The sequence below is a fragment of the Bacteroides sp. AF32-8BH genome (assembly GCF_003435205.1).
Lineage (GTDB): Bacteria > Bacteroidota > Bacteroidia > Bacteroidales > Bacteroidaceae > Bacteroides > Bacteroides ovatus.
Genome location: NZ_QVLZ01000009.1, coordinates 112,857 through 138,015, shown reverse-complemented (window position 1 = coordinate 138,015; position 25,159 = coordinate 112,857). Strand labels below are relative to the sequence as shown.

Genomic DNA, 25,159 nt, shown 5'->3' with positions numbered 1-25,159 from the left:
AAACTGTATGGAAGAAATGTTCATGGATTCAGATAAAAAAACTATATTTGCGCACCCTGTTTTTCATTCTTCTATTTAATGTAGATAAATTGTATGAATAAAATTCTTATTATTGACGATGAAGTCCAGATTCGCAGCCTTTTAGCTCGTATGCTGGAACTTGAGGGCTATGAAGTGTGTCAGGCAGGTGATTGCAAAGCTGCCCTCAAACAACTGGAAATTCAATCGCCCGACGTAGCTTTATGCGATGTTTTTCTTCCTGATGGAAACGGAGTAGATCTGGTGTTGAACATCAAGAAAATAGCTCCCAATGTAGAGGTGATTCTTCTTACTGCTCACGGCAATATTCCCGACGGGGTGCAGGCTATTAAAAACGGTGCATTTGATTATATAACGAAAGGAGATGATAATAACAAGATTATTCCTTTAATCAGCCGTGCCGTGGAGAAAGCAAAGATGAATGTCCGTTTGGAAAAACTGGAAAAGAAAGTCGGGCAGATGTACTCGTTCGATTCTATTCTGGGTGAGTCAAAGGTGTTGAAAGAGGCTGTATCTCTGGCGCAGAAAGTGTCTGTGACAGATGTTCCCGTATTACTGACGGGGGAAACAGGAACAGGAAAGGAAGTCTTTGCGCAAGCTATACATTATAGTAGTAAACGGAGCAAACAGAATTTTGTGGCGGTCAACTGTTCGTCTTTCAGTAAAGAACTGCTCGAAAGCGAGATGTTCGGACATAAGGCTGGCTCGTTTACCGGTGCGCTGAAGGATAAGAAAGGACTTTTTGAAGAAGCTAATAACGGAACGATCTTTCTGGATGAAATCGGAGAGATGGCTTTCGAATTGCAGGCAAAGTTACTGCGTATCCTTGAAACAGGAGAATATATAAAGATCGGTGATACCAAGCCGACAAGAGTCAATGTGCGTATCATTGCTGCTACCAACCGCAACCTGCAGGAGGAGATCAAAGCAGGACATTTCCGTGAAGACTTGTTTTATCGTCTTTCGGTTTTTCAGGTGCATCTTCCTTCGCTTCGTGAACGTACCGGTGATATCAGAATTCTTGCAACTGCTTTTGCCAAAAGTTTCTCCGAAAAACTTTCGTATGCCATCAATGAGATGACTCCCGCTTTTCTGGAAGCGCTGGAACAACAGCCGTGGAAAGGGAACATCCGTGAATTGAGAAATGTGATTGAGCGTAGCCTGATTGTGTGTGAAGGGGGGCGACTGGATATTTGTGATCTTCCTTTGGAAATCCAAAACACTCATTATGAATGTTCGGATGATAGTGTAGGCAGTTTTGAGTTGGCCGCAATGGAACGCAGACATATTGCACGTGTGTTGGAATATACAAAAGGGAATAAAACGGAAGCTGCCCGTTTGTTGAAAATCGGACTTACCACCCTGTACCGGAAGATAGAGGAATATAAAATCTAAGCATATATTTTCTTAAGTCCTTTTATGCTGGCTTTGGGATATATAGTATTTCAAAATAGGCAAAAAGGACTTGAGAAACCATACCATAAGGACTATCGGAAATTTTTTGCATCTTCTTCCTCTTTGTCAATCAAAGTTGTGGCACTGCTTTTGATGGCTTGAATAATAGAAGAAGTGAAGCCTTTGTGCTCCAGTTCGTTCAATCCTTTTATAGTGGTTCCGCCCGGAGTGGTTACTTTCTCTATTTCCAGCAATGGATGAGTGTTATGATTCAGAATCAGTTCTGTCGCTCCTTCCATGCTATACGCTGCCATTTGCATGGCATCCTTGCCGGGAATTCCTAGCTCAATCCCTGCCTGTATAACCGCTTGCATATATTTTAAGGCGAAAGCTATTCCGCTGGAGGTTAATGCGGAAGTGGTATCTAGTTGTTTCTCTTGCAGGAACAGGCATTTTCCTCCTTCTTCAAATATCTGTTTTATTAATTGCTGATATTCTTTATCGGTTCCGCGGGAAGCTATCAAAGTGAGGCTGGAACGTTCTGTAATGGCCATATTGGGAACTGCCCGAAAGATAGGCATCTCGGCTTCTGTTAAATGAGCCAGGTGGGAGATACATACTCCGGACACAAGAGATACGAGGATTTGTGTACGCGAGAAACGTAGAGGGGACAATACTTCATCTACTTTCCAGGGATTGATGGCGAGGACGATTACTTCGGCTTCCGATATGGCTTGTTGGTTATCGGTCGTTATGTGTATTGCAGGGAAATGTTCTTGCAGTCTCTCCAGTTTATCAATGTTTGGATTGGAGACAATAATGTCTTTCTCATTGTAAAGATGTCCTTGCGCCAGACAAGTGACGATTGCACTCCCTATGTGTCCGGCTCCTATAATAGCTATTTTCATCTCTTTATTTTTTTTATTTGGCTTTCAGATGTCTCTTTTTATCCGGCTTTGAATCAGGCTGCGCACTGACTCTCGAAAAATTGTCTGGATAGCGAACTAATCAGTCTGTTTTTATCTGTGGTATGTACAGATAGTGTGAAACAATGATCGCTTCCTCCATAAGAAATGAGAGATACGGGGATATCTTTGATAGTATCCATAATATGACTTTCTACTTGTGTGCGTTCCCAATGAAGGGAGCCGATGATATGTATTACAGACATATTTTCGTCCATAACCATTTCGGTATATTTATGTAGTTCCCTTTGAATGATTCGCAGGGTGTCCCGGCTGGCTGTCAGCATCATCGAGATGGATACATTGGATGAGGCCATTGAGATGACATTGATTTGATATTTGTTGATAACTTCCAATATCTTACCCATAAACAAATATCCGGGCAATACATTCAATGAGGTAAAACGCACAAAAGTAGCCGAATCCTGTGAGAGGATGGCCTTGACACTGTTGCCTGTGTCATGGGAAGATATATAGAGTCGTTCTGTTGACAGATCGTGTGTATCGGTTAGGCGGATAATTATATTGGAGCGTGCCGCAAGGGTTATACAATCTGCGTAGAGCAGGTGTACTCCGCTGTTAATCAGTTGTTCGGCTTCTATGTAAGTTAGTGAATGTTGTTCTCGCAGGCAATTCCGGTTTGCGTAGATATGATTGATAGGGGTGGATAACAGTATTTCGTCCGCTTTGAATAGGGTGGCAAGCACTGTTGCATAGTAATCATTGCGTTGTTCGCTCATGAAGTCTATTTCACCATACACATTCCTGCAAATGGAAAGTGGGGCGATAAAAATATCCACATTCCGGTTCTCGTCAATGTATTGTTGGATAGATTCTTGAATATATGGGATATCCGGCTTTCTTTCCAGGTTGATCTGTATAAGTTTGCCGGTATCTAATGTTTGGGCACGAAGACCCTGTTGACGTAAGCAATAAGTGAATAAATCGCTGGATAATCCGTATACTTCCGCTTTTATCATTTTATCAATCAGTAAATCTGCTTTGTCTTCTACAAGTATATGTATTTTCTTTATACACTCCAGAATCCGGTTTTTAATTTCCTGATTTAAGTGCGAATCTGTAACGAGATGATTGGCAAGGGTACAGCAATATGCTTCGATGGCATTGACTGTGGCATGAGAAACTTCATCTTCTTCGTGAAACCAACTGATGGAAATAGCCTGTAACCACTCCTGTAATTGTGCCAATATAGGGACTACAGCTACATAAGGATGTTCTTTCTGAATACAATTGATTACTTGCTTCATTTCATCCTCATCTTTAATTTTCTCGAATTTACAAACTTTCATTGTTATCTGGTTATTTATTGGTTACTACTCTTTTCAAAATGATATGCCTTTTTTCAAAAGAGAAAGATATTTAAGAATCATTCCTTAGCTTTAGAATATGGTATATCTGTATAAATCAATCTGTTAATGTTGCAATCAATGTTTTTAATACATCTCTTTACTATAAGTAATCTGCTAATACCATACCACATTGGGATATGAAAATAAGATTTCTTATCTTTGTTGCGTAATTGATTGATAAACCAGCAATATTCATCCATTTATGAAACTCTGCATATAGCTACGCTCAACGAATAGCATCATTTCTAACAGGGCTATTCAGCTATCCGACAGGCAACTACTCGCCTGCCAAAGAGTTTTATATCCATTTTTATAAATTTACGGAACTGTGTGCTGCTATGATGTGGTATACCGTATCGTGTTATTTTTAAGTTGAGCAATGAATTATACATATAAGCAAATATGGCTCATCAACTTTCCTGTGATGATGAGCATTCTGATGGAACAATTAATCAATATTACCGACGCTATTTTCCTGGGGCATGTGGGAGAAGTCGAACTGGGAGCTTCTGCGCTTGCCGGAATCTATTATTTAGCTGTTTATATGCTGGGCTTCGGATTCAGCATCGGGATGCAGGTGATGATTGCCCGGAGAAATGGGGAACAACATTATAAAGAGACGGGACGTACATTTTTTCAGGGAGTATATTTCCTGTCGGGGATGGCAGTCATTCTTTGCCTATTGCTCCATTTGGCTTCTCCCTTGATCCTGTGCCGGTTGATAACTTCGGATGAAATTTATCAGGCAGTGATTCATTATCTGGATTGGCGTAGCTTCGGTTTGTTATTCTCATTTCCTTTTTTAGCTTTCCGGTCTTTTCTGGTAGGGATAACAACGACCAAAGCATTGTCCGTGGCAGCTATCATGGCTATCTGTATTAATATTCCTTTTAACTATCTGCTGATATTCAAACTGAATCTGGGTATATCCGGGGCGGCGATGGCTTCTTCTTTGGCAGAGTTCGGAGCTTTTATCGTACTCCTATTATATATGTGGGTGAGGGTAGATAAAGTGAAATATGGGCTGAAGGTCGTTTATGATGGGAAAGTGTTAATAAAGTTGTTGAGGATATCTGTATGGAGTATGCTTCACTCTTTTATCAGCGTTGCTCCCTGGTTTCTGTTCTTCGTTGCTATCGAGCATCTGGGAAGGACAGAGCTTGCTATTTCCAATATTACTCGTAGTGTTTCTACCGTCTTTTTTGTGATTGTCAACTCTTTTGCATCCACTACTGGTTCATTAGTCAGCAATCTAATTGGGGCGGGGCAGGGGAAGGAACTTTTTTCCGTTTGCCATAAAGTTCTTAGGTTGGGTTATGCCGTGGGGGTTCCATTGATAGTTATGGCTCTTTGGGGTAACCAATGGGTTATCGGATTTTATACGAATAACGATAATCTGGTGAGACTAGCTTTCTATCCTTTTATAGTTATGCTGTTGAATTATGCTTTTGCACTGCCCGGATATGTTTATATCAATGCTGTTACCGGTACAGGAAAGACGAAGCTCGCCTTTATCTTCCAGTTAATCACCATTCTTGTATATTTGATTTATCTGTATCTGTTAAGTGAATGTTTTCATGCTTCTCTGACTGTGTATATGACGGCAGAATATTTGTTTGTTATTTTATTAGGGATACAATCTATCATTTACTTAAAGAGGAAATCCAACTAGAATATGTATTTTTGTAAAACGAAGTTATGAGAAAGGTCTAAGATATTGAAAATGAGCATGCATTATCCGCTCATTATGGTAATAGGTTACGATTTAGTTAGTTATCTACTGCATCATCCTTCTGCACGTTGCGTAACCTTCAAAGAACTCTTCAAGTGCAAAAGTACAAATAAAACGGGAGATTAAGACAAAATCTCCCTGATTTTTTCACCTTATTTTTGCGGGCTTTTCCGTAAAAGCGGTTTTGTCCGTCGGTACACCATCGCCCAAAAGGATTTTGGACGACCGTATGCCGACTACCGCATAAGCGGAGAAAAGGGCTTTGCGTCACGCCTGAACGAGCGATTATCGTTTCAGACTTATGACGCGAGGCCCATTTCTTTTTGCGCTTATGCCAAGGAGGTGCTTTTACGGATTTTCAGAGGACTTTTTCTTTTTTGCTGTTCCTTTGAGCCGTAAGCGGAAAGCCGTGCATGACCGCTTGCCCATGAATGGCACAAGCCGTCACCCACAGCAGGCAAACCGGGAAGAATGATTTTATCCGCCCGATCTGACAAGTCTGGCCGAACATATAAAATCATACTTCCTTGCATGTGGTTTGCCCGGTTTCACGCTTCCGGCGATATTCCTTTTCCTTTGAGGCTTCTTCTTTTTACGGATTTCTCTTTTGAAGTTTTTCCTGTCTAATCTGCCTCCACTTCCGTTTACCTCCATTTTCGCGCCTTTCAGTGGGCCGCATCAGGCAGTCATTTCCGTTCTGGGCGCAAAGGTAACTCCGGGATTGGACGGGAAAGCAAGGTCAAGCCTCCTGTTTCCGGCAAAAATCTCCAGCCCTGCGGGTAGTATTTTGGCCGAAAAACCTTGCATTCCCTAATCCCTACCTTTTCAAGCACCCGAAACGAAAACGACCGATGCGACAGAAAGACGCATTAAAAAAATGTCGGATAAACGAGAGGCAGATAGATAGTTTGAAACTCAACTCCCTCAGCTCTTGAATCCGCATTAAAAAACAAAAAATCAAAAACAGCGAAAATATGACGGCAACGGCAAATTTCAGACAAATGGCGCAGTACATAGGGCTTGCGATATGCGGCTTGATGGTGCGCACCGCCTTCGGGATGTTCGGCATCCTTTGGGACATCATCATGGAGATTGTAAACGGAGTGTTCCGAGTGGCGATAGGCGTAATCGTGGCTATCCTTTCCACTATCGCCTTCTTCGGATTTATTCTTTGGTTATTTACCCTTTAACCCCTACCGACATGGCAAAGAGAAGCAGCAAGACAGTAGAACAGCAGTGCAGATATTACGAGGTGGGCAACATCTTCGTGTACATGGTGGAAACGTACACGGGCGGCAACATATCCGTGTTCCGTGAACTCTACCGAGAACTGAACAAGGACGCACGAAAGGACTTCATGGACTTCCTTTTGAGCGAGGTTGAGCCGACCTATTGGAGAGGAATACTGAAACAGACAATCTAAAATGACAGCGATATGAACAAGACAACGGAAAAGATACCTACATGGAGCTTGTGTTACCTTACGGGCGGTGACCGGGCGGGGCTGACGGAGGAAGAAGTCCGCTTGATAGACAAATGGACAAGCGATTGGCAGGTGCAAATCGTTTCGCCCCTCACGGACATGGACGGCAACGCACAGCCGTACTTCTCATACTATCCACTTTTCGGACTACCTGCCGAAGTGGAGGACTGCGACATACTTTATCTGAATGACAACCCAGCTAAAATTTGACGATATGAAAGGAACAGACCATTTCAAGAGAACGATACAGATGTATTTGGAGCAGCGTGCAGCGGAAGATGCGCTCTTTGCCAAGAACTACCGCAACCCTGCCAAGAACATGGACGATTGCATCACCTACATTCTGAACTATGTGAAGAACAGTGGTTGCAACGGCTTCACGGACGGGGAGATTTACGGACAAGCCGTGCATTACTATGACGAGAACGAGATAGAGGTGGGCAAGCCTATCCAATGCCAAGTGGCGGTGAACCACGTTGTGGAACTCACGGCGGAGGAAAAAGCGGAGGCACGGCAGAAAGCCGTCCGCCAATACCAAGAGGAAGAACTCCGCAAGTTGCAGAACCGCAACAAGCCGACAGCGAAGAAAGAAACCAAAGTAGAACCCTCATTATTTGACTTCTGACCATGAAACCGAGAAACAAGTTTGAAAAGGCTGTGCTTGCCCAAAGCAAAAGCCTTCGTCCGATAACCAAACGGCAAATGGATTGGGCTTTCCGTGAGTGCATAGACCATTACGCCTATCGACTGCCGAAAGGTCGCACCACCTGCATGGACTGCGGACACGGCTGGCTTATGGCAGAGCCAAGCGACAGCTGCACCTGCCCCAAGTGCGGTGCAAGGCTGAAAGTGCGCCAAACTTTCGAGCGCAAACTTCCGCAGAAGCAGTATTTCACCGTCCTCACCACGAGCGGAGAATACCAAGTGCTGCGCAAGTTCCTGCTTGTCGTGGAGATGGAGAAAGGCTGTAAGGCAAAGCCTTATTCGCTTGAAATCGGGCAGTATTGGTGGAACGCACAAGGGCGCATGGCGGTGGTGGGCATACAGCGTGTGTTGGGTCGCTACATCGGCACGTTCTCCTTCGGCTCTCCGCTTGCAGTCCGCAGCGACAATGCGGCATACCGCCACATCGCCTATTCCCCGATATATCCCAAGTCCAAGGTTTTGGACGTATTGCGCAGGAACGGCTTTGACGGTGACTTCCACGACATAGTGCCGACCAGACTCATCCCTGCCTTGCTTTCCGACAGCCGAGCCGAAACACTTATGAAGGCAGGGCAATACCCGATGTTGCACCACTATCTGACATCACGTTTCGACATGGAGAGGTATTGGGCATCCGTGAAGATATGTATCCGCAACGGCTACACCATTTCGGACGGCTCAATGTGGTGCGACACCATAGACCTCCTGCGGCATTTCGGCAAGGACACGAACAGCCCGAAGTACGTCTGCCCCTCCGACCTCAAATCCGAACACGACAAGCTGGTGGCAAGGCGCAACCGACAAAGGGAACGTGAACGGACGGAACAGCAACGCATGAAAGCGATTGAGGACGAGAAGAATTATCTGAAAACCAAAGGAATGTTTTTCGGACTTGCATTCTCTGACAACCTTATACTTGTCAAGGTCATTGAAAGCGTGGAGGAAATGGAAACGGAAGGAAGGCTAATGCACCATTGTGTGGGCGGCTACCACAATCGGAAAAATTCCCTGATACTCTCCGCACGGATAGACGGCAGGCGCATAGAAACGGTGGAGGTGTCACTGAAAACCTTTGAGGTGGTGCAGTGCCGTGGCGTATGCAACGAGAACACCGAGTACCACGACCGCATCATCGCCCTTGTGAACAGTAACATGAGCCTTATCCGTCAGCGGATGAACGCAGCATAATATCAACCTATAATTATAATATTGAACAACATGGAAGTAAGATTTGAAAGCATGGTTTGCTTGTGGGACGATAAAATCCCCACGATGTTTCTTGAATTTGTGAACCTCCTCACTCTGACAACGAGTGAGGAGCAGTTAAGACGGGGTGTAAAGGAGTTTGCCGAAAAACACGAACTTGACAAGTTCTTCCATTACGGCTACGGACGCAGGCACTTTTGGATTCACCAACGCTATACGAGCAACCCCGAAATGGTAATGAAAAACAGAGTCCTGTCAGTACATTTTTAACGACCATTAAAAGCAACGATTATGGACAGAAAGAGGAAACTTCATTACTACAAGTATATCGTCAAAAGACATTTGAACGATATAAAGGCGCATATCGGATTATCCAAGAACGAAATGGAGAGAAGTTACTACCGTACCTACTATGCTGCCCAATTGAGTGTCTATGCAGAAGCACTCGGAGTGCAGGAAAAGTATTTAGAAAAATTCATTCAAAAATAGATGATTATGGCAACACGAATGACCGTTAACGGAGTAAGCACCTGCACGGAAGCAGGTACGGAGAAATACGAGCGTTTCCAATCGGGTATCGGCAGACGCAAGCGGACACTTGTGCAGTACGACTACCGCCACCCTTTGGACGGAGAGTTGTTCTCTTGTGTCAAACCCACGTTGGACGAGTGCCGAGCCGCACGGGACAAGTGGCTTACGGCAAAAGAAGGGAAGGAGGACAACCGATGAACGCAGCCTACCAAACGCTGATAGTGAAGTTCAGCGAGCCTATCAAAGTATTGGACGGCATCTTTGACGATGCCGAAGCGTGGGGAGTTGATACCCTAAAAGGGTGGATAGACGACTACGAGAGCAGCAGGTTTACCGCCATTGACCGCCATACGGCAGTCATCACAAGCGAGTACAATATGGAGTGCCTTATGGAGTGGTTGAAACGAAACACGCCCATTGCCGAGATAACAGAATGTTGAACAAGTTGGCGGTGTCCGCACCGCCAACCTAAAACCAAGAAAAGCATGATAGCAAAGACGATTTTAGAGCAGATAGGCGGCAGACGCTTTGCCGCCATGACGGGAAGCAAGGACTTCATAGACATGGGCAACGGCTTACGCATGAGCCTTGCGAGGAACAGGACAAGCGCAAACCGCCTTGACATCATCTATGACGCAGGATTAGACCTTTACAATATGCGTTTCTACCGCAGGACGTTCAGCAAAAAGACGTTCGAGTGTAAGACGAAGGACATAGCCACGCACGAAGGTATCTATTGCGATATGCTGGAAGAAATGTTCACGATGGTAACGGGACTTTACACCCGATTTTGAGAGGCGGGCGGCAGAAGCCGCCTACTTTCTTTCATGAGCATGATGGCGGGTAAGAAAGTAGGCAAAGAAACCGCAGTCCTAATCTACGATAGTATTCACAAAAACAAAGTTTTAGTCATGGAAGCAATCAGACAGAACGGAAAAATCATCCTGCACAGCGATGAGGGGACAAGCATAAGGATGATTTTCAAAAACCTCACGGGCAGGAATTTTCAAGGTCAGGAGTATGCGGATTATATCCGGTATATTGCAATCGGGACATGGGATTTTCGCCCGGCATCATCGAGCATTGCAGGGACGGTGAGGTAATCGGCAAAGGAAAAATCCCGAATGTATGAAAAGCGGAAAATCCGATGAAGTCGCGGCTTCATCGGATTTTCATTTGTCAGACACTTTCCATGTTACGGAACGTACAGCAACGCAAACTCCGCCTTTCTCCGTTTGAGCAGCATGGCGTGTCGTTTCCCCTTGTAATGGCAGAAAGCGATATATTCCCGGTAAATGTTCCTGTCGCCTGCCTCCAACTTCTTAATTAGCGTGCTTTTGGGGTATCGCTTGCTTCCCAAGAGCTTCGCAGGACCCACATTGAAAGCCAACGTGCCAAGCAAAACGCTGTCGCGCCCGAACTGTCGGAACATGGCACAGAATTTCCGCAGGTCTTTCCGCAGGAGTGCGTCCGCCTGCCGCTTCGTCATGGTGCGTGCCGAGTATTTCTCGCCTTTTTGTAAACGATGACCCCAGCCTATGTATGGATAGCAACCCTCCGAGTGCCAGCCCTCAAAGTAGCGCGTACACAAGAAAGCCCTCTCATGCAGGGACAGATGGTATAGTCCCGTTCCCTTACCTGTTTCTCTATGGCGGTTGCCCTGCGCCCACAAAGAGCAGACCGCCGAAAGGAAACAGAGCGTCAGTATCATCCTGCACTTCCTCATAGGCTCATAACAGGATGATAGTAACCGGCAGGCAGGGTGCCAACAACCTTTTCTTCCTCATCATCGGAGCGGTTTGAGTTGTTGAAGTCAAATTCCAGTTCGTAGGAATTTTTGAAGTTATCTTCTATTACCACGATGAAGTTGTGCGCCTCGTCACCCTGCGCCGTGTAATACAGCCGGAACTTCCCGTTTTCGAGCAGGTAGCGGTCATTGGGCAGGAAGGTGATGCCATTGTCCATTTTCAGTGTGCCTTCACCCTCGAACTGGAAATACCGGATGGTATAGAGGGTATTGGCGAAATCGCCCGTCTTTTTCAACTCACAGCGGATTTCCACCGTCTGCCCCTTTGTGACCTTGTTCGGCACGGGCATGGTTTCCACCGTAAAGGGATAGGATTGCTGGATTCCATGTCGTCATCGCACGATACGAATGTGAATGACACTGCGGCGACGAGGCAAAATGCCAATGCCTTGAAGATTGATGTTCTCTTGTTCTTGTTGTTCAGTATGTTCATTATTCTTTGATTTTTAGATTGTTGTTCTTTTGTTGTTTTCTTGATACTTGTTGCAGGTACTCGTTCAAGTCCTTGCAGCCTTGATAGATGCCGGAACGGTCTGTCACCTTTCCTCCGTAGCGTGTCCGCAGGGCTTCCATTGCCCTGCGCCCTGCCTCGTCACGGTCGAGGTAACAGTCGATGCGCCCGTACCCGTCTAAGTGTTTCACCGCCTTACCTACGTTGGCGACGGAGTTCAGCACAAGGCTGTCACTCGTCGCCAAACCGAGTGTGGCGGCGGACAGGAAGTCCATGAAGCCCTCGAACACGCTGCACACGTCGGCAGCGGTATCTTCCGCCTTTATCAGTGACACATCTTTGGGTGGCACGCAACCCTTGAAGCGGCGGCTTCGGGTTTCATAGCCGCCCGACACGTTCGGAAAGCCGACGGCAAAGTACCGCTTACCACGCACACCGTAGTTCAGGCGGCAGCAGTGGCGGGATGCAACAGCATAAGGGATGCCCCGTTCCGCCAGATAATCCGTCAGTGGAGAGCGAAGCAGCGGAACTGCCTCCAATCTTTCAAAAACGGGTTCGGTCGGCTCCGGTTGATAGGTCGGCATTTTTAACCTATCAACCGTCATATTGGCGGCATCCGCAATGAACTTCACCTGTTCCATAAAGTCACCGCTTTGCGCCAACTCCCCGGCAAGCGTGAAGATGTCACCGCCTTTGCCCAAACCGAAGTCATACCAGAGCTGCTTCGCCACGTTCACACGGAAAGAGGGCGTGCACTCGTTTCGGTACGGCGCACGATACCACAGCTCGTTGCCGCTCCTTCGTACAGGCTCGTGCCCCAACCGTGCGAGGAAGTCCGCAAGGGGTATCCGCCTCATGTTTTCAATGTCCGTCCGTTCCATACTTTCCGTGTCAGTTGATGATGAACTTGACGCCCGCCCCGAACTGCGTATGGAACTTTTGAGTGTCGCCACCCCACAGCAGGCGCTCCCGGAGGTTGGCGAGCAGGGCGATACGGTCAGCCACGTAAAACTCCACGTCCAATGTCAGCGCACCGCCATAGATGAAGGCGTCCCGGTCATGCAGTGTCGAGCCGTCATGCAGCACCTTTTCGCCCCAATTCACCGACTCATATCCGGCGAGAGCCGAAGCCCCCGCATAGACGAACATGATTTTACGGGCATCGGAAAGTATCTTGAAATAGTAGCCGCCCTCCGCCGTGAACTGCGCCACAGGTATGGCGGTGTCCTTGTACGGGTTGTTCTTCAACAGGTATTCGCCACCGAACACCCATTTGTTCCCCTTCTTCGTGTATGCGGAGAGAGCCGCCCCGAAACTGTACCCGCCATTGTTGCCGCCGGGCTTGAAGCCGTCCGCCAGATTCGTCCTTACCTCGATACCCTGCATCTTCGGCAGGCACCGCTGGGCGTGCGCCTGCCCCGTGAAAAGGGCAAGCGACGCGATGATGATTGCGATGTACTTTCTCATGGTCAGTGCTTTATTTTACAGAAAGTTCGTCAATTGTATTGGCACGCACCAAATCCTCGTTCTCAATCACGAACGACTGGTGGCGACCACCGTTCTTCTCGTTCAGCTCCACCACGAGGCACTTGCCGTCGGGAATGGTGAACTTCGCCATCGTGAACACCGTGCGTTCGCTTTTCTTTCCCGGCACACAGGTGGCGTAGTTCTGCGCACGGAGCGGCAGGATGATCTGCTCCTGCACGGCGGTACGCTTCGCCACCTTCTTGTCCACGATTTTCCATGTGATGTAGTCCACATCAAAAGGCACGTTGCTCCGGTTCTTGATTTCCGTATGGAAATAGAGAAGCCCGTTGTGCGTGTAGATGCCTTTCAACAGATATTGGATGCCGAAACGCTTGCAGCCGATATGTTTCACCTCGCGCTTGTCCTGCTTGTGGATGGACTTCATGATAAGGCGCACCAGCATGGGGCTTTCGCTGCCTAATTCTTTCAGGTAGATTTCCTGCGCGTTGTTCGGGCGGTTCACCGCCTCGCCGTCATGGATGAAGTCGCACATCTCCACGTTGAGCAACAGCGGTTCGGCGGCGTACTTCACGTTGAAGGTATAGAAACTCCCGTCCTCCGTGATGACGGACATGTTGGTCTCGTTCGGGAAGTCCCTTACGGTAGCCTTCACGCGGATGACGTTTTCCGCACCGTCCGCCTTGCCCGCTATCAGGTCGGGCGAGCCTAAATCCACATAGCGCACTTCCGAGGGGAAAATGATGTGGACGGTCTTGTCGTAGGTCACTTCCAGACCGTGGGGCGGTATCATGCGGTCGAATGTCAGTTTCTTCGTCAGACCGTGGTACAGGTCGCCGTCCGCCTCCTTCTGCGGATAGACCTCCTTTGTCAAGGTCGGCTGTCCGTCCGTCTGTTGTTCACTTCCGTTGCTTTGTCCAACGGTTACATTCTCCTGCGCGTTGGCAGTTGCGATGCCCATAGCGAGGGCAAGCATCATGATTGCTTTTCTCATTACTTTGGATTTTAGTGGTAAATTAAAAATTGGGTTGTTATCTTAATTTGTTTCCTGATAGAGCATGACCCTGTATCCCGATTTCAGATGCACTTTCACGGTACGCATCTTTTTGGCGATATACTGGCTCGTGCCTTGTATCAGTCCTTTGCCTAAGTCGGAGGCGAGCTGCGCCCCCGCGTTGGTGGAGATGTTGATGCTGCTGCCGAGCGAGCCGCCCATGTTGGCGGCGACTTCCCTGACCGCGTTCATCTCCATTGAGTTGGGGATGAATATTCCGGGCTGTCCGTCCGTGTCATAGACCTCCAGCTCCACCGGTATGATAGTGCCGTCATATTCCAGCGAGGTGATTCCGATGCCGAGCCGTTCTCCCTGAATCTTGGCAGCACCTACCACCACCGCATTTCGGGGGATGATTTTGTCCGCCACCGCCATCGGCTCCAGCAGGCGCAACTTGACCGTCTGCCCGTCCGTCACGCTCTGCGCCCCATAGACGCACGCCGATATGATGTTCCTGTCCGATACGGTCGTGACACCCACTGCCGTGTTGAAACTGCGGTTGCGCTCCTGCGAGAAGGAGGCGACAAACTCTGCATTGCTCATCGGCTGTCCGAGTGAGGACACCACCTGATGCGCCACCTGCCTCACGGGTTTTGCCGTGTTCTTTCCGGCTTTCCGCACGGGAGACGGCTCTGCCGCCTGCATGGTTTCTGGCTTGACGTTGTTATGACCGCCCATGTACTTTGCCGCCAGCTCATAGGACTTCTCCATGAGAGCCACTTGGTCATCCATAGAAGATGCCTTGCCTTTCCCGCTTTCAAGTTCCGACTCCAGCGAGGCGATACGCTCCAACAGTTCGTCCATCTCCGCATTGTCGTTCTTCGGCTGTTCGTAGAAATTGCCGAGCGTGGCGTTGAGGTCACGGTAGGCGGCTGCGGAGGATTGGATAGTCTTCGGTGCGGACTTCTCCGGCTCTTCCTTTCCGCCGGGGTCGGCAAGGTCGAAGTCCCTGCCACCGTCCGTTTCCGCCACCTCGCGGTCGAACAGGTCGCCCAACTGCTGCATGGCGCGGCTGCGGTTCTCCTGCCGTTCCTCCATAGCACCCTGTTCGTAGGCTTTCGCCTTGTCGCCGATGATGAGCCGGTTCTCCTTGTCCGCATCGGGCATCTCGGTGTTGTAGCCGTTCACACCCGGCTGCTGCCCTTTGTCGGAAGAGGGCGCGAATATCCACCACATCGCCCCGATGAACGCCAGCACCATAGCGGGCAGCACTATCATCTTCTGCCGTTTCAGCCGTTGGACTTCGGTCAGCGGCTTGCGCTCATTCTTCGGCTTGTCATTGCCGGGAGCGGCTTTGTTCTCGTTTTTTGGTTCATTCTTCGTCTGTTCCATATAAATAAGGTATTACGTTATGATTGTTTTCAGGCTTTACGGACAGTTCCACCTGTCCGGCATGGTCTATCTCAATCCGGCTGCCGTCATTCCTGCCGATGTCATAGAGGGCTTTGCCGAAGGTGTAGAGGGCAAGCGCGGCAAAGGCGGCGAGCATCGCCAGCACGATGCGCCTGCGAGTCTTCGGGGGCAAGCCGTCCAAGTAGCCTTTGAGCCTTGCCGCCAGCATTTTCTTCTTGTCGTGGAGCTTCCAGTACGCGCCCCACAGCGATTTTCTGATACTTTTTCTTTTCATTGTCCTGTTAGCGTTTGATGGTTTGTAAATCCTTGTTCTCGATGATGGTGAACCCCTCGATGGTGAAGCCGTTGGGATTGTCGTCCGAACGGGACGAGTTGAGCAGGCGGCAGGTGGTCACGAGGCTGCGCTCGGTGACGTTGCTCTGCCGGATGATCTTCTGCGTGGCATAGGTCACGGCACGGTAGGGATAGCCGTTGAAGTCGCACACCACGCTGTCCACCTTCAGCACTTGGTTGATGTTCCCCGCGATGATGCGGTTGTAGTACCCCTTCTCCGCGAAGTCCGAGTAGTAGTTGTACACGCTTTTGTCCGCCAGCAGCAGGGCACGCTTCACGTTGTGTTCTATCGCACTCTTTTCGGGCGAGAGCGTGAAGAACAGCTCGTGGAAACGGCGCACATGTTCCCGTGCCTCCGCCGGACGGTTCTGCGAGAGGTCTTGCGAGAGTGCCAGCATTAGCGACTTGCCGTTATCCAATACATAAATCTTCTCCCTCTGTCTCTCCGCGAAGCGGTAGGAACTCCACACGCTCCATACCGTCACCACGGCGCACAGCGAGAGGAAGACGATACCGAACAGGCGTATCTGCCTGAACGATGACTCTATGTTTTTGAGTGACTTGAATTCCATTTTATTCTGTTCGGTTTATTATTAGTTATTATTCCTGTTGTGTCCGGAGCGGTTTCCGCTTGTCGGCGACAAGAGGCGCACAAGTCAGCGACAAGAGGCTGTCGAGTCGGCGACAAGGGAAACACGTCCCGTCATGTTCGTTTCAGCAGTTTGCCGAAGCGTCCCACGGTGTTGCCTGCCGTTGCACCCGCCACGCTGCCCGCAAACCCTCCGACACGTCCGGCAGTCTGGTTCACGTTGCGCCCGTAGCTGCCCATGCCCCCGGCTTGGATGATCCAGCCCGCCACAGTCGGTATGGTGAAGTAGCCGATGATGCCGATGATCATGAACACTATATACACCCCGTCGCTCGAATCCAGCGAGAAGTTCGGGTCAGCCTGCATACGCTCGATGTCGCTTTGCAGCATCAGCACCTGTATCTTGGCGAGTATGGTGCTGAACATGTCCGACACGGGCAGCCACAGATAGACCTGTATGTAGCGGCATATCCACTGCGTGAGCGTGCTTTGGAAGCCGTCCCACACCGATATGGCGAAGGCTATCGGGCCGAGTATCGCCAGCACCACGAGGAAGAACGTGCGGATGGTGTCTATCACGAGGGCGGCGGCCTGGAACATCAGTTCCAGTATCTCGCGGAAGAAGTCGCGGATGTTCTTCTTCATGCTGTACATCCCGCGTTCGATATACATCCCCGCCATCGTCACCATGTCGGAAGGTGACCAACCCAATTCCTCCAACTGTTTGTCAAACTCCTCGTTGGACACCAAGTAGGCGGTTTCGGGGTTGCGCATCATCGCCTCATGCTCCAGTTTGTCCTTCTGCTCCCGGTATTGGTTCATGTCCAGCGTTTCCGCCTCCAGCATCTTCGCCGTGCCCTGCACGATGGGCGAGAGGACGCTGTTTATCGTGCCCAGCACCACGGTGGGGAAGAACATGATGCACAAGCCTATCGCGAAAGGACGCAGCATGGGGAACACGTCTATCGGCTCGGCTCTCGCTAATGACTGCCATACCCGGTAGGCGACATAGAACAACGCGCCCAGCCCGGCGATGCCTTTCGCCACGCCCGCCATGTCCTCGCACAGCGGCATCATCTGCTCATAGAGCGAGCGCAGAATCTGGTGAAGGTTGTCGAACTCCATAGGCTACCAGTATCTTTCGTTCATACTGCCGTACAGCCCCATGATGCGGTCGAGGTCGTTTTTCTTCTTCGCACGCAGGTAGCTCACGCTGATGTTCTTGTTGGTGTAGTATCCCACGAGGTTGCGGTAACGCTTCATCTTGGAGTAACACCGCTCCACCACGTCCATGCGCTCCTTGTCCGTCATGGAGAGCGTGGTGATGTTCACCACGTTCTTCAGCTCCGTCAGCACGTCGTTGGATTCCTCTAACAGCTTCGTGTAGCCGAAGGCGATGGCTCCGAGTTCCTCCACCGTGAAGTTGTCGTCGCGCATCATCCGTTGGAAACTGGTCACGTAGATGTCCGTGATGTCGCCCACCATCAGTATGGTCTGCTGCACCTTGCGTGCGTCCTTGACGAGGTTGTTCACCGATTTCAGCGCGTCGTAATACTTCTTGCCCTGCTCGTAAATCTTTACGGTCTCCTGAAAGTTCTTCACCATGTTCGTGGCGGTGGTCGAGGTATGCACCACGTTCTTCGAGGTGTTCACGATGCTCTGCGCGATGTTGGACGGGTCTATCACCGCCCACTGTGCGCTTGCCCTGCCCGCGAGGAGCAGGCACAGGCAGATGGTAAGAGTTATTCTTGTTCTCATGTTTCTTTGGATTTAGCGGTTGATTATTTCTTATCGTACTCTTTGAAGATGTCGTTCAATTCCGAAAACGAAGCCCCGTCCATATCTTTGGAAAATGACAATCCGGAATGTTCCATATCGTCCTCCGCTTTCTTTGCGGAACGTATATAGTCCCCGCCCGGCGAGAAGGTAAGGATGTCCGTTGCCTCGTTGTAGGACACATCTATGCGGAAGCCGGTATTCATGAACAGGTTGCCGTTCTCCTCCTGCAAGAGGTAGGTCTCCGGTTTCAGTTTGCGGCGCAGTCCGCTCCGCTTGAACACCGTCACCTTGTAGGCTTCGCCCTCCTTGTAGATAAGCACGTCGGGCTTGCCCTCCACGCTTTCCCAGTTCCCGCACAGTTGGTCGCGGCAGTTGTCCGCTGTCTCACAGGATTGCAGCGCCATGACCGCCAACCCGATTAAACACTTGCTGACTTGCAGCATTTTCATTCTTGATACACTCATACGCATTTTTCTTTTTTAGTTCGTTGATAAATCTGTTTTACTGGTTATTGATTGCTTATTGCTTGTTTCTCCGCCTTTCGGCAAGTTGCCGGATGGCGGCTTCGATGTCGCCGCCCAGCTGTTCCGCCAGACGGTACACCTCCACCTTCTCCGTTTCCTCAGTCGTATAGGCGAGGTATTCTTCCGTGCTCACCTCTGTGGCATAGACCGCCGACTGCGTGCCGCCAAGTCCGACCCACACTTCTTTATAGAGCCTTGAAGGGTTGTTCGCCATGTTGATGGAGAGTATCTGCGACTTCTCCTTCTCCGTCAGCCCCAACAAGGATTGTATGGTATCAAACTTGTTCATATATTTCCTTTGGTCGAGAAGTATCTTGCAGTCCGAGTTGTTGATGATGCTCTCCTTGACAATTGGTGAGCTGATGATGTCGTCCACCTCCTGCGTCACCACGATTGCCTCCCCGAAATACTTGCGCACCGTCTTGTAGAGGTACTGGATGTAGGTCGCCATGTTCGCCGATGCCAGCGCCTTCCACGCCTCCTCGCATATCAGCTGTTTGCGCACGCCCTTCAACCGGCGCATCTTGTTGATGAAGGCTTCCATGATGATGATGGTCACCACGGGGAACAGCTCCTTGTTGTCGCGGATGCTGTCAATCTCGAAAACGATGAACCGCTTGGAAAGCAGGTCAATGTTCTCCGTGGAGTTGAGCAGGAAGTCGTAACGCCCGCCCCGGTAATATTGCCGCATGGTGGTGAGCATGTTGTCGATGTTGAAGTCGGACTTCTCCACCTTGATGTCACGCTCCGCCAGTTCCCTGCGGTAATCGTCGCGCATGTACTCGTAGAAGGTGTTGAACGAGGGGACGATGGTGCGGTCTGCCTTGATGCGCCCGATATAGGCACTCACGGCACTGCCCAGTTCCCCGCTCTCCGTTTTCGTCACCTTGTCGTCCTCCGACTTCCATAGCGTCAGCAGCAGCGTCTTGATGCTGTCCTTCTTCTCCACGTCGAACACGTAATCGTCGGTGTAGAACGGGTTGAAACTGATGGGTTTTTCCTCCGTGTATGTGAAATACACTCCATCGGCCCCATTCGTCTTACGCCGTATCATTTCACACAGCCCTTGGTAGGAATTTCCGGTGTCCACCAGCACCACGTGCGCACCCTGCTCGTAATATTGGCGCACGAGATGGTTCATGAAGAAGGACTTGCCGCTGCCCGAAGGACCCAGCACAAATTTGTTACGGTTGGTCGTGATGCCCCGTTTCATCGGCAGGTCGCTGATGTCGAGGTGCAGCGGTTTCCCCGTGAGCCTGTCCACCATCTTGATGCCGAAAGGCGAGAGCGAACTGCGGTAGTTGGTTTCCTCCGTGAAGAGGCACACCGCCTGTTCGATGAAGGTGTGGAAACTCTCCTCCGCAGGGAAGTCCGCCGCGTTGCCGGGCATGGCTGCCCAGTAGAGCGTCGGGCAGTCGGTGGTATTATGGCGGGGTACGCACCCCATGCTTGCAAGCTGGCTTCCTACATCGTTCCTGATATGCTTCAGTTCCTCCGCATCGTCGCTCCACGCCATGACGTTGAAGTGCGCCCGTACAGAGGTCAGACCGTAGGAATGGGCTTCGTTCAGGTACTGGTCTATCCACTCGCGGTTGATGCTGTTGCTCCTCGAATAGCGGGAGAGCGACTGCATATTGCGGGCGGACTTCTCGAATTTCTGCAGGTTCTCCTCGCTGTTGTCGATAATCACATACTGGTTGTAGATGTGGTTGCAGGATAGCAGCAGCCCCACGGGGGAAGCGAAGGAGAGGCGGCAGTCCGAGCGGTCGGTGGACAGCCGCTCGTAACGGGTGTCTGTCGCCACCGCGCCGGGCAGGTCTTCCGCGTCGGAAAGGGTGTGCAGGCACAGGCGGTTGTCGCCGATGCGCATTTCCCTTGCCGAAAGCTCGATGTCCTGCAACGTGGCGTTATCTTCGGGCAGTAGCGAGAAGTACCGCTCCAGCAGTCCGGCTTTGCCGTCCGTCCCCACAATCTCATCGGTGGAGAGGCGGCGCAGCCTGACAAAACCGCTGTCGTTCATGATGCGCCCGAACTGCTCCGTTGCCTCCAGAAACTTCGCGGCGGTTTCCCCGTCCAGTTCCTTCGGGATGATATGCCCCCGGCACAGCGTGCTGAAGTTGCTCTGCATCCGGTTACGTTCTTTTGTCGTCTTGGTCAGGTAGAGGTAGCACGTGTGCTTCAGGTACGGACGCTCGTTGAAGTGACGCTCGAAGCTCCGCGAGAGGAAGCTCATCCCGTCCTTATCCAGTTCCGGCTTATACCGTTCCTTGATGAACCAGTCCTGCTTGTGGACGACGGAGAAGTCCGGCAGCACCTTGACAGCCTTGCACCAGCAGCCGTGTATCGCCTCGTACTCCGCACCCGTCACGGTGTAAAGCTCCGGCAGTTCCACCTCGAAAGCTACCGTGATGTCGGCATCCTTGGAGATGATGCAGCCGTGTTCCACCGCCAGCAGCGGGAACTTGTTTTCCAGTGTCGTCATTTTCGATGTATTTCTCATTTTGTTTCTTCCTTTCGTTTCCGTATGAATAATCGGGTGATCCGCCGCCGGTTGATAAGGTATCGGGGATGGCTCCGTGCAGCTCCCAGCTTCATCAGCCCGTGTTCGCCGTACCGGGCGTTCAGCGCGAAGGTCTGCCATACGAGGACGGAGGACGATACCGCACCGAAGCCGATACATATCCACTGGCCGATGCCGACCATGTAGAGGATGACGAACAGGACGAAGAGAGCGAGCAGACCTCCGCAGAAGATGAAGAGGTACTGGGCTTTCAGTCCCTTGAACTCGACCGGACGGCCGATACCCTTGTTTATCGGGTATTCAGCCATACATTATCATATTAAAGGAAGAACGAGCGCAGGATGGTGGCGGCTACAATCAGGAAGATGCAGGCTCCGAACCATGAGGCGGCAGTCTTGCTCGTGTCGGGGTCTCCCGAAGAGAATTTCCCGTACACTTTCACGCCTCCGATAAGCCCGACTACCGCGCCGATGGCGTAAATGAGCTTAGTGCCCGGATCAAAATAGCTGGTGACCATAGAGGTGGCTTCCGTGATGCCTGCCAGACCGTTGCCCTGTGCGAAAACGGAGACGGTGGCGGCGATGGCAAGTGTCGCTGAAAGGATTGATTTCTTGCTTGTCAAAGCGTTCTTGATGTTCTTGTTCATAAAATGTTCTTGTTTTGTGCCGTCGAAAGAGTGGATGGTCCTTTGTCGGGCGGTTGATACTTGATTACTTTTCTTTGGTTCAGTGGTATGCCCGTTTGTTTCCACGGACTTGGGCTGTCCGTTGCGAACCGGATGCGCCTTGCGCTTCCTCGCCGCATGGGTGTCGTTTTACGTTTTCATTTCCATTTCTTTTTTTAGTTGTCGTTACACATAGTTGCGGATGTCGAACTCCTCGATGTTGTCAGGCACGACGAACTCCTTTTTAGGCTTCTTCAGCCGGATTTCGATAAGCCCCTTGATACGGACAGCTATCTCCGAGGAGCCTTCCATCATTTTGTCGTACAGCTCCGTGCCTTCCATGTCGGCGAAGACCTTTGCCGCCTTTTCACGCTCTGTACGGGTCGCCTCCGGGTTCTTGGCTGTCCTTACCGCATCGTCAATCTCGTCAAAACTGCTTCCCGATGCCCGAGGTGCGTCCGAAGCGTCGTCCTCCGGCTCGTCTTCCCCGTATTCCATCTCCTCCGGTGTCATGCTCGTGAAGGTTTCTTCGAGCTTGTCCTCCGGGACTTGTGTGGAATGGGTGGCGGCTTTCCTGTTTCCGTCGTCAAAAGTAGCCTCTTCCTCCGACAGCTCAATGCCTTTTTCCGAAATGGCAGCTTCCTGCACCGGTATGGCAGCGTTTGTCCGGGTTGATGCCATTTTGAAACGGCTCTTGCCCATGATGTCATTGTCACTCGCAGGAAGTTTGGTGTGTGCCGTTTGCCGCCCTTTTTCCGTTTCTTCCAACGACCTCCATACTTTCACAATGCCCTTGAAGAAACGGGCAATCTTTGTGTCCATAATGCGGTCATAGAGTAGCAGGAACAGGAACCAGAGGTTGCAGCCGACCGATACGGCCAGCAGAATCATCGTCATGCTCATAGTTCTACTTTGGGGACTGCGTTCAACATACGGTTCAGCTCGTCACGGTGGGTACGGAGGTATTCCCTTACCACGTTCTCGGTGAAATCGGCAATCGTGACTTCTCCATTACCAAGCAGGCGGACAATCATGGCTATCTTGTCATGAATATCCTTGCTGATGTACACCTGTTTCCCGTCCCTTGCCTTGAAGCCTGATTTTTTCAGGAAGGCGCGACAATCATTCTTTTTTCTTTTCATGTTTCTTTTTGATGGTTAAAATACCGGATTGTAATTCTTTGCGTAATGGCTTTTTATCGCCTCCTCGCATTGTTTGAAATGGTGCGCAAGCACATGGTCGATGTAGGCGGACAGAGACAGCCTGTCATGCCCGATCACGCGGGTGATGCGCATGATGCGTTCGTGGAACTCCGGGCGCACATACGCCATCTTCCCCTCACGCGCCTTTACTTCGGGTTCTCGGATGAACAGCCGTTCATACTCTTTCTCGCTGCATTTGCCATGGATTGAAATGGACGATGTAATCTCCACACTCGTCTGCACTTGGGCAAACATACCGTTACCGCCTTGTTGCGGCAATCTTCTCTTAGGGTTCTTTTCCTTTATCATATTCAAATCAAATCTTCACGTTGTTTTTTGTATAATTCGTTTATTCTCTCTTTGTGCTGCTCCAGATGCCGGCGCAACACGGTATCCACATAGCCGCCTACCGGGATGTCCCCTCCGGCGATATCGTTCACTATCTTGAGGATTTTACCGTGAACATCGCGGCTGATATAGACACACTGGCGGGTCTTTATCTCGTTGCGGCGCAGGAACAGCTCATTATAGTCCTCTTCCGGCCTTTTCCGGCGGATGCCGTCCCTCTGCGCTTTCTCCCGGGTCACGGGTGGCGCGGGTGGCGGCTCCGGTACGGCGGTGCTTTCTCCGGCCGGTGCTACGGGAACTTCCTGCGTGGGGCGCGATGTCCCGTCAAGGGTGCGCCGCCCGATGGAGGCAAGCAACAGCTCCTCGTCGATGCCTTCCGTGTTCACTTTCCTGCTGCCCATGCTCACTGCGGTCTGATGATGTCACTTATCTCCTCGGAAAACTCACGGATGCCGCTCCCCTTCAACAGGGAGGTGTCCATTGGGAAGATGGTCGAGCGGAACACGCTCTTGCGCTCTTCCGACAAGTCGCGGCGGAACTTCTTGCTGTCGGGCAGGCGGGTGGAAAGCACCGGGAAGCCCATTTCGGCAATCACCTCCTCGTAGATGCCGTACAGGTCGTTCCGCTCCCTGCCGTCCACCATCGTCCAGAACAGGTACAGTCCTTTTGTCTTCGCCTGTCCGGTCGTCATCAGCCTGTCGCGGAACATCGTGACGAATTTCAGGGTGCTCTCCACGACAAAACGGTCAGCGCTAAGGGGTGTGAAGATATAGTCCATCTGCGAGAGCGTCTTTATCACGCCGTTGCTCCGGAGTGTCCCCGGCATGTCGAAGAACACCACATCGGGTTTCACATCCTCGGCGGCAACCATTCTTTCAGCGTCGTCGAGGGCGTTCACCGCATCGCTTTTGATGATGGTGTAGGCGTTCTTCCTGATTTTGCGGAAATGGTCGCACGCGAGAGCCTTGAAATAGGTGCTGCTGTCGATGAGTCCCGTTTCATGCTCACGCAGGCCGTGGATGCTGTGCTGCGGGTCGTCGCAGTCCACGACGGCGACATTGTAGCCTTTCACGTTGTGGAGGTAGCTGGCGGCAAGTGCCGTGACGGTGGATTTGCCGATGCCTCCTTTTTGTGTTGCGAATGCAACGAAGATTTCCTTGTTCATGGTTCCATTTGTTTTAATTGTTGATGATTGAATTTTCTGTTTCCTTGCGGATTTGGCTGTCGCGCCATCCGCTTCCGTGATTACACGCGCCGGCGGGTCGTCACGTATCCGGTTCTGTGGTGAAACGTTGCACCGGACAAACGGTGAATGACGGCATTGCGTCATGAAGTCATTGAATCCATACTTCACCAAATCGTCGGACAACCGAATTGCCGATTGTTTGGAAATCCGTTTCGGCAAATGCTTGACGAAGCGGTTTTGCGGGTATTTTAATGTTCCGTTTCTCATATCTTCAAATCGTTCGTTTCTTGAATCACGCTGCAAATAAACAATGATATTTTTGAATCTGCATCACTTCTCCGGCAAGTGGCAGCATGTTGCGCCGGTTGGCACTATCTGGCACACTTACACCTCTGTCATACATGGCTTTATCGCCCTAACTTTGCACCCGAACGGCA

The 25,159-nt window shown here is 50.4% G+C and carries 32 protein-coding genes and 3 pseudogenes; 13 read left to right on the top strand and 22 right to left on the bottom strand.

Annotated elements, in window-relative coordinates:
• The first annotated feature begins 93 nt into the window (after positions 1-93).
• Complete coding sequence (locus DWZ47_RS08230; protein ID WP_004296189.1) at positions 94-1,434, top strand: sigma-54-dependent transcriptional regulator; 1,341 nt, start codon at positions 94-96, stop codon at positions 1,432-1,434.
• Positions 1,435-1,526: 92 nt separating this feature from the next.
• Here the strand turns inward: DWZ47_RS08230 and proC are convergent, their stop codons facing one another.
• On the bottom strand, positions 1,527-2,342 hold the full coding sequence (gene proC, locus DWZ47_RS08225; protein WP_117512765.1) for a pyrroline-5-carboxylate reductase: 816 nt from the start codon (positions 2,340-2,342) through the stop codon (positions 1,527-1,529).
• 53 nt (positions 2,343-2,395) lie between these two features.
• Positions 2,396-3,709 (bottom strand): aspartokinase, encoded by a 1,314-nt coding sequence (locus DWZ47_RS08220; protein WP_117512763.1) that lies wholly within the window; start codon positions 3,707-3,709, stop codon positions 2,396-2,398.
• A gap of 439 nt (positions 3,710-4,148) precedes the next feature.
• Between DWZ47_RS08220 and DWZ47_RS08210 the strand changes: the two genes are divergently transcribed.
• Complete coding sequence (locus DWZ47_RS08210) at positions 4,149-5,441, top strand: MATE family efflux transporter (protein WP_117512761.1); 1,293 nt, start codon at positions 4,149-4,151, stop codon at positions 5,439-5,441.
• A 389-nt stretch (positions 5,442-5,830) separates the two neighbouring features.
• On the opposite strand, the gene DWZ47_RS08205 is transcribed toward DWZ47_RS08210, so the two are convergent.
• Positions 5,831-6,022 (bottom strand): hypothetical protein, encoded by a 192-nt coding sequence (locus DWZ47_RS08205; RefSeq protein WP_106624768.1) that lies wholly within the window; start codon positions 6,020-6,022, stop codon positions 5,831-5,833.
• Between the two features lie 453 nt (positions 6,023-6,475).
• On the opposite strand from DWZ47_RS08205, the gene DWZ47_RS08195 reads away from it, so the two are divergent.
• The 11 genes and pseudogenes from DWZ47_RS08195 (at position 6,476) to DWZ47_RS08145 (ending at position 10,558) form a co-directional block, all read left to right on the top strand.
• Entirely contained in the window at positions 6,476-6,691 is a 216-nt protein-coding gene (locus DWZ47_RS08195; protein ID WP_032941018.1) for a hypothetical protein, read from the top strand.
• Between the two features lie 11 nt (positions 6,692-6,702).
• A complete protein-coding gene (locus tag DWZ47_RS08190) occupies positions 6,703-6,924 on the top strand; it encodes a hypothetical protein (RefSeq protein ID WP_117512759.1) in 222 nt (73 codons plus the stop codon).
• A 12-nt stretch (positions 6,925-6,936) separates the two neighbouring features.
• On the top strand, positions 6,937-7,194 hold the full coding sequence (locus DWZ47_RS08185) for a DUF6926 domain-containing protein (RefSeq protein WP_008655927.1): 258 nt from the start codon (positions 6,937-6,939) through the stop codon (positions 7,192-7,194).
• Between the two features lie 4 nt (positions 7,195-7,198).
• Positions 7,199-7,609 carry a PcfK-like family protein gene (locus DWZ47_RS08180; protein ID WP_032941016.1) on the top strand — a complete coding sequence of 137 codons (411 nt, stop codon included), beginning with the start codon at positions 7,199-7,201 and terminating at the stop codon, positions 7,607-7,609.
• Between the two features lie 2 nt (positions 7,610-7,611).
• Complete coding sequence (locus DWZ47_RS08175; RefSeq protein ID WP_117512757.1) at positions 7,612-8,877, top strand: PcfJ domain-containing protein; 1,266 nt, start codon at positions 7,612-7,614, stop codon at positions 8,875-8,877.
• 30 nt (positions 8,878-8,907) lie between these two features.
• Positions 8,908-9,165, top strand: coding sequence for a hypothetical protein (locus tag DWZ47_RS08170; RefSeq protein ID WP_008655920.1), 258 nt, complete (start codon positions 8,908-8,910; stop codon positions 9,163-9,165).
• 21 nt (positions 9,166-9,186) lie between these two features.
• Positions 9,187-9,384 carry a hypothetical protein gene (locus DWZ47_RS08165; protein ID WP_008655918.1) on the top strand — a complete coding sequence of 66 codons (198 nt, stop codon included), beginning with the start codon at positions 9,187-9,189 and terminating at the stop codon, positions 9,382-9,384.
• 6 nt (positions 9,385-9,390) lie between these two features.
• Positions 9,391-9,624, top strand: a complete 234-nt coding sequence (locus DWZ47_RS08160) for a DUF3873 domain-containing protein (protein ID WP_008655916.1) — start codon at positions 9,391-9,393, stop codon at positions 9,622-9,624.
• On the top strand, positions 9,621-9,866 hold the full coding sequence (locus DWZ47_RS08155) for a DUF6956 domain-containing protein (RefSeq protein ID WP_032941014.1): 246 nt from the start codon (positions 9,621-9,623) through the stop codon (positions 9,864-9,866). The genes DWZ47_RS08160 and DWZ47_RS08155 overlap by 4 nt, the downstream gene beginning before the upstream one ends.
• A 45-nt stretch (positions 9,867-9,911) precedes the next feature.
• Positions 9,912-10,220 carry a hypothetical protein gene (locus DWZ47_RS08150; protein ID WP_008655912.1) on the top strand — a complete coding sequence of 103 codons (309 nt, stop codon included), beginning with the start codon at positions 9,912-9,914 and terminating at the stop codon, positions 10,218-10,220.
• A gap of 117 nt (positions 10,221-10,337) precedes the next feature.
• Positions 10,338-10,558 (top strand): annotated as a pseudogene (locus DWZ47_RS08145) (hypothetical protein).
• 63 nt (positions 10,559-10,621) lie between these two features.
• Here DWZ47_RS08145 and DWZ47_RS08140 read toward each other — a convergent pair.
• The 19 genes and pseudogenes from DWZ47_RS08140 to DWZ47_RS08050 form a co-directional block, all read right to left on the bottom strand.
• Positions 10,622-11,152: a glycoside hydrolase family protein gene (locus DWZ47_RS08140; protein ID WP_008655907.1), complete on the bottom strand. Its 531-nt coding sequence runs from the start codon at positions 11,150-11,152 to the stop codon at positions 10,622-10,624.
• Positions 11,149-11,666 (bottom strand): annotated as a pseudogene (locus DWZ47_RS08135) (DUF3872 domain-containing protein). The gene DWZ47_RS08140 and the pseudogene DWZ47_RS08135 overlap by 4 nt, the downstream one beginning before the upstream one ends.
• Positions 11,666-12,565 carry a toprim domain-containing protein gene (locus DWZ47_RS08130; RefSeq protein WP_106624771.1) on the bottom strand — a complete coding sequence of 300 codons (900 nt, stop codon included), beginning with the start codon at positions 12,563-12,565 and terminating at the stop codon, positions 11,666-11,668. The pseudogene DWZ47_RS08135 and the gene DWZ47_RS08130 overlap by 1 nt, the downstream one beginning before the upstream one ends.
• Before the next feature lie 10 nt (positions 12,566-12,575).
• Entirely contained in the window at positions 12,576-13,151 is a 576-nt protein-coding gene (locus DWZ47_RS08125) for a conjugal transfer protein TraO (RefSeq protein ID WP_117512755.1), read from the bottom strand.
• Positions 13,152-13,161: 10 nt separating this feature from the next.
• The gene (gene traN, locus DWZ47_RS08120; RefSeq protein ID WP_032941013.1) at positions 13,162-14,163 is read right to left on the bottom strand and encodes a conjugative transposon protein TraN; all 1,002 of its coding nucleotides are present in this window, start codon (positions 14,161-14,163) and stop codon (positions 13,162-13,164) included.
• A gap of 42 nt (positions 14,164-14,205) precedes the next feature.
• Positions 14,206-15,555: a conjugative transposon protein TraM gene (gene traM / locus DWZ47_RS08115; protein ID WP_117512753.1), complete on the bottom strand. Its 1,350-nt coding sequence runs from the start codon at positions 15,553-15,555 to the stop codon at positions 14,206-14,208.
• Positions 15,536-15,850 (bottom strand): TraL conjugative transposon family protein, encoded by a 315-nt coding sequence (locus DWZ47_RS08110; protein ID WP_008655899.1) that lies wholly within the window; start codon positions 15,848-15,850, stop codon positions 15,536-15,538. Before DWZ47_RS08110 ends, traM begins: the two co-directional genes overlap by 20 nt.
• A 7-nt stretch (positions 15,851-15,857) precedes the next feature.
• A complete protein-coding gene (traK, locus tag DWZ47_RS08105; RefSeq protein ID WP_008655898.1) occupies positions 15,858-16,481 on the bottom strand; it encodes a conjugative transposon protein TraK in 624 nt (207 codons plus the stop codon).
• Between the two features lie 131 nt (positions 16,482-16,612).
• Complete coding sequence (gene traJ, locus DWZ47_RS08100) at positions 16,613-17,623, bottom strand: conjugative transposon protein TraJ (protein WP_008655896.1); 1,011 nt, start codon at positions 17,621-17,623, stop codon at positions 16,613-16,615.
• A gap of 3 nt (positions 17,624-17,626) precedes the next feature.
• Positions 17,627-18,256 (bottom strand): DUF4141 domain-containing protein, encoded by a 630-nt coding sequence (locus tag DWZ47_RS08095; protein ID WP_008655894.1) that lies wholly within the window; start codon positions 18,254-18,256, stop codon positions 17,627-17,629.
• A gap of 122 nt (positions 18,257-18,378) precedes the next feature.
• Positions 18,379-18,741, bottom strand: a pseudogene (locus tag DWZ47_RS08090) (DUF3876 domain-containing protein); the annotation flags it as partial.
• A gap of 55 nt (positions 18,742-18,796) precedes the next feature.
• On the bottom strand, positions 18,797-21,301 hold the full coding sequence (locus tag DWZ47_RS08085; protein WP_032941012.1) for a TraG family conjugative transposon ATPase: 2,505 nt from the start codon (positions 21,299-21,301) through the stop codon (positions 18,797-18,799).
• Complete coding sequence (locus DWZ47_RS08080; protein ID WP_075559428.1) at positions 21,298-21,630, bottom strand: DUF4133 domain-containing protein; 333 nt, start codon at positions 21,628-21,630, stop codon at positions 21,298-21,300. Before DWZ47_RS08080 ends, DWZ47_RS08085 begins: the two co-directional genes overlap by 4 nt.
• Before the next feature lie 11 nt (positions 21,631-21,641).
• Positions 21,642-21,968: a DUF4134 domain-containing protein gene (locus tag DWZ47_RS08075; protein ID WP_008655888.1), complete on the bottom strand. Its 327-nt coding sequence runs from the start codon at positions 21,966-21,968 to the stop codon at positions 21,642-21,644.
• Between the two features lie 204 nt (positions 21,969-22,172).
• On the bottom strand, positions 22,173-22,889 hold the full coding sequence (locus tag DWZ47_RS08070; RefSeq protein WP_008655886.1) for a hypothetical protein: 717 nt from the start codon (positions 22,887-22,889) through the stop codon (positions 22,173-22,175).
• Entirely contained in the window at positions 22,886-23,128 is a 243-nt protein-coding gene (locus tag DWZ47_RS08065) for a DUF3408 domain-containing protein (RefSeq protein WP_008655884.1), read from the bottom strand. Before DWZ47_RS08065 ends, DWZ47_RS08070 begins: the two co-directional genes overlap by 4 nt.
• A gap of 15 nt (positions 23,129-23,143) precedes the next feature.
• The gene (locus DWZ47_RS08060; protein WP_008655882.1) at positions 23,144-23,497 is read right to left on the bottom strand and encodes a DUF3408 domain-containing protein; all 354 of its coding nucleotides are present in this window, start codon (positions 23,495-23,497) and stop codon (positions 23,144-23,146) included.
• A gap of 2 nt (positions 23,498-23,499) precedes the next feature.
• Positions 23,500-23,937, bottom strand: a complete 438-nt coding sequence (locus tag DWZ47_RS08055) for a DUF3408 domain-containing protein (RefSeq protein WP_117512751.1) — start codon at positions 23,935-23,937, stop codon at positions 23,500-23,502.
• Between the two features lie 2 nt (positions 23,938-23,939).
• Entirely contained in the window at positions 23,940-24,989 is a 1,050-nt protein-coding gene (locus DWZ47_RS08050; protein ID WP_008655872.1) for a ParA family protein, read from the bottom strand.
• Between the last annotated feature and the right edge of the window lie 170 nt (positions 24,990-25,159).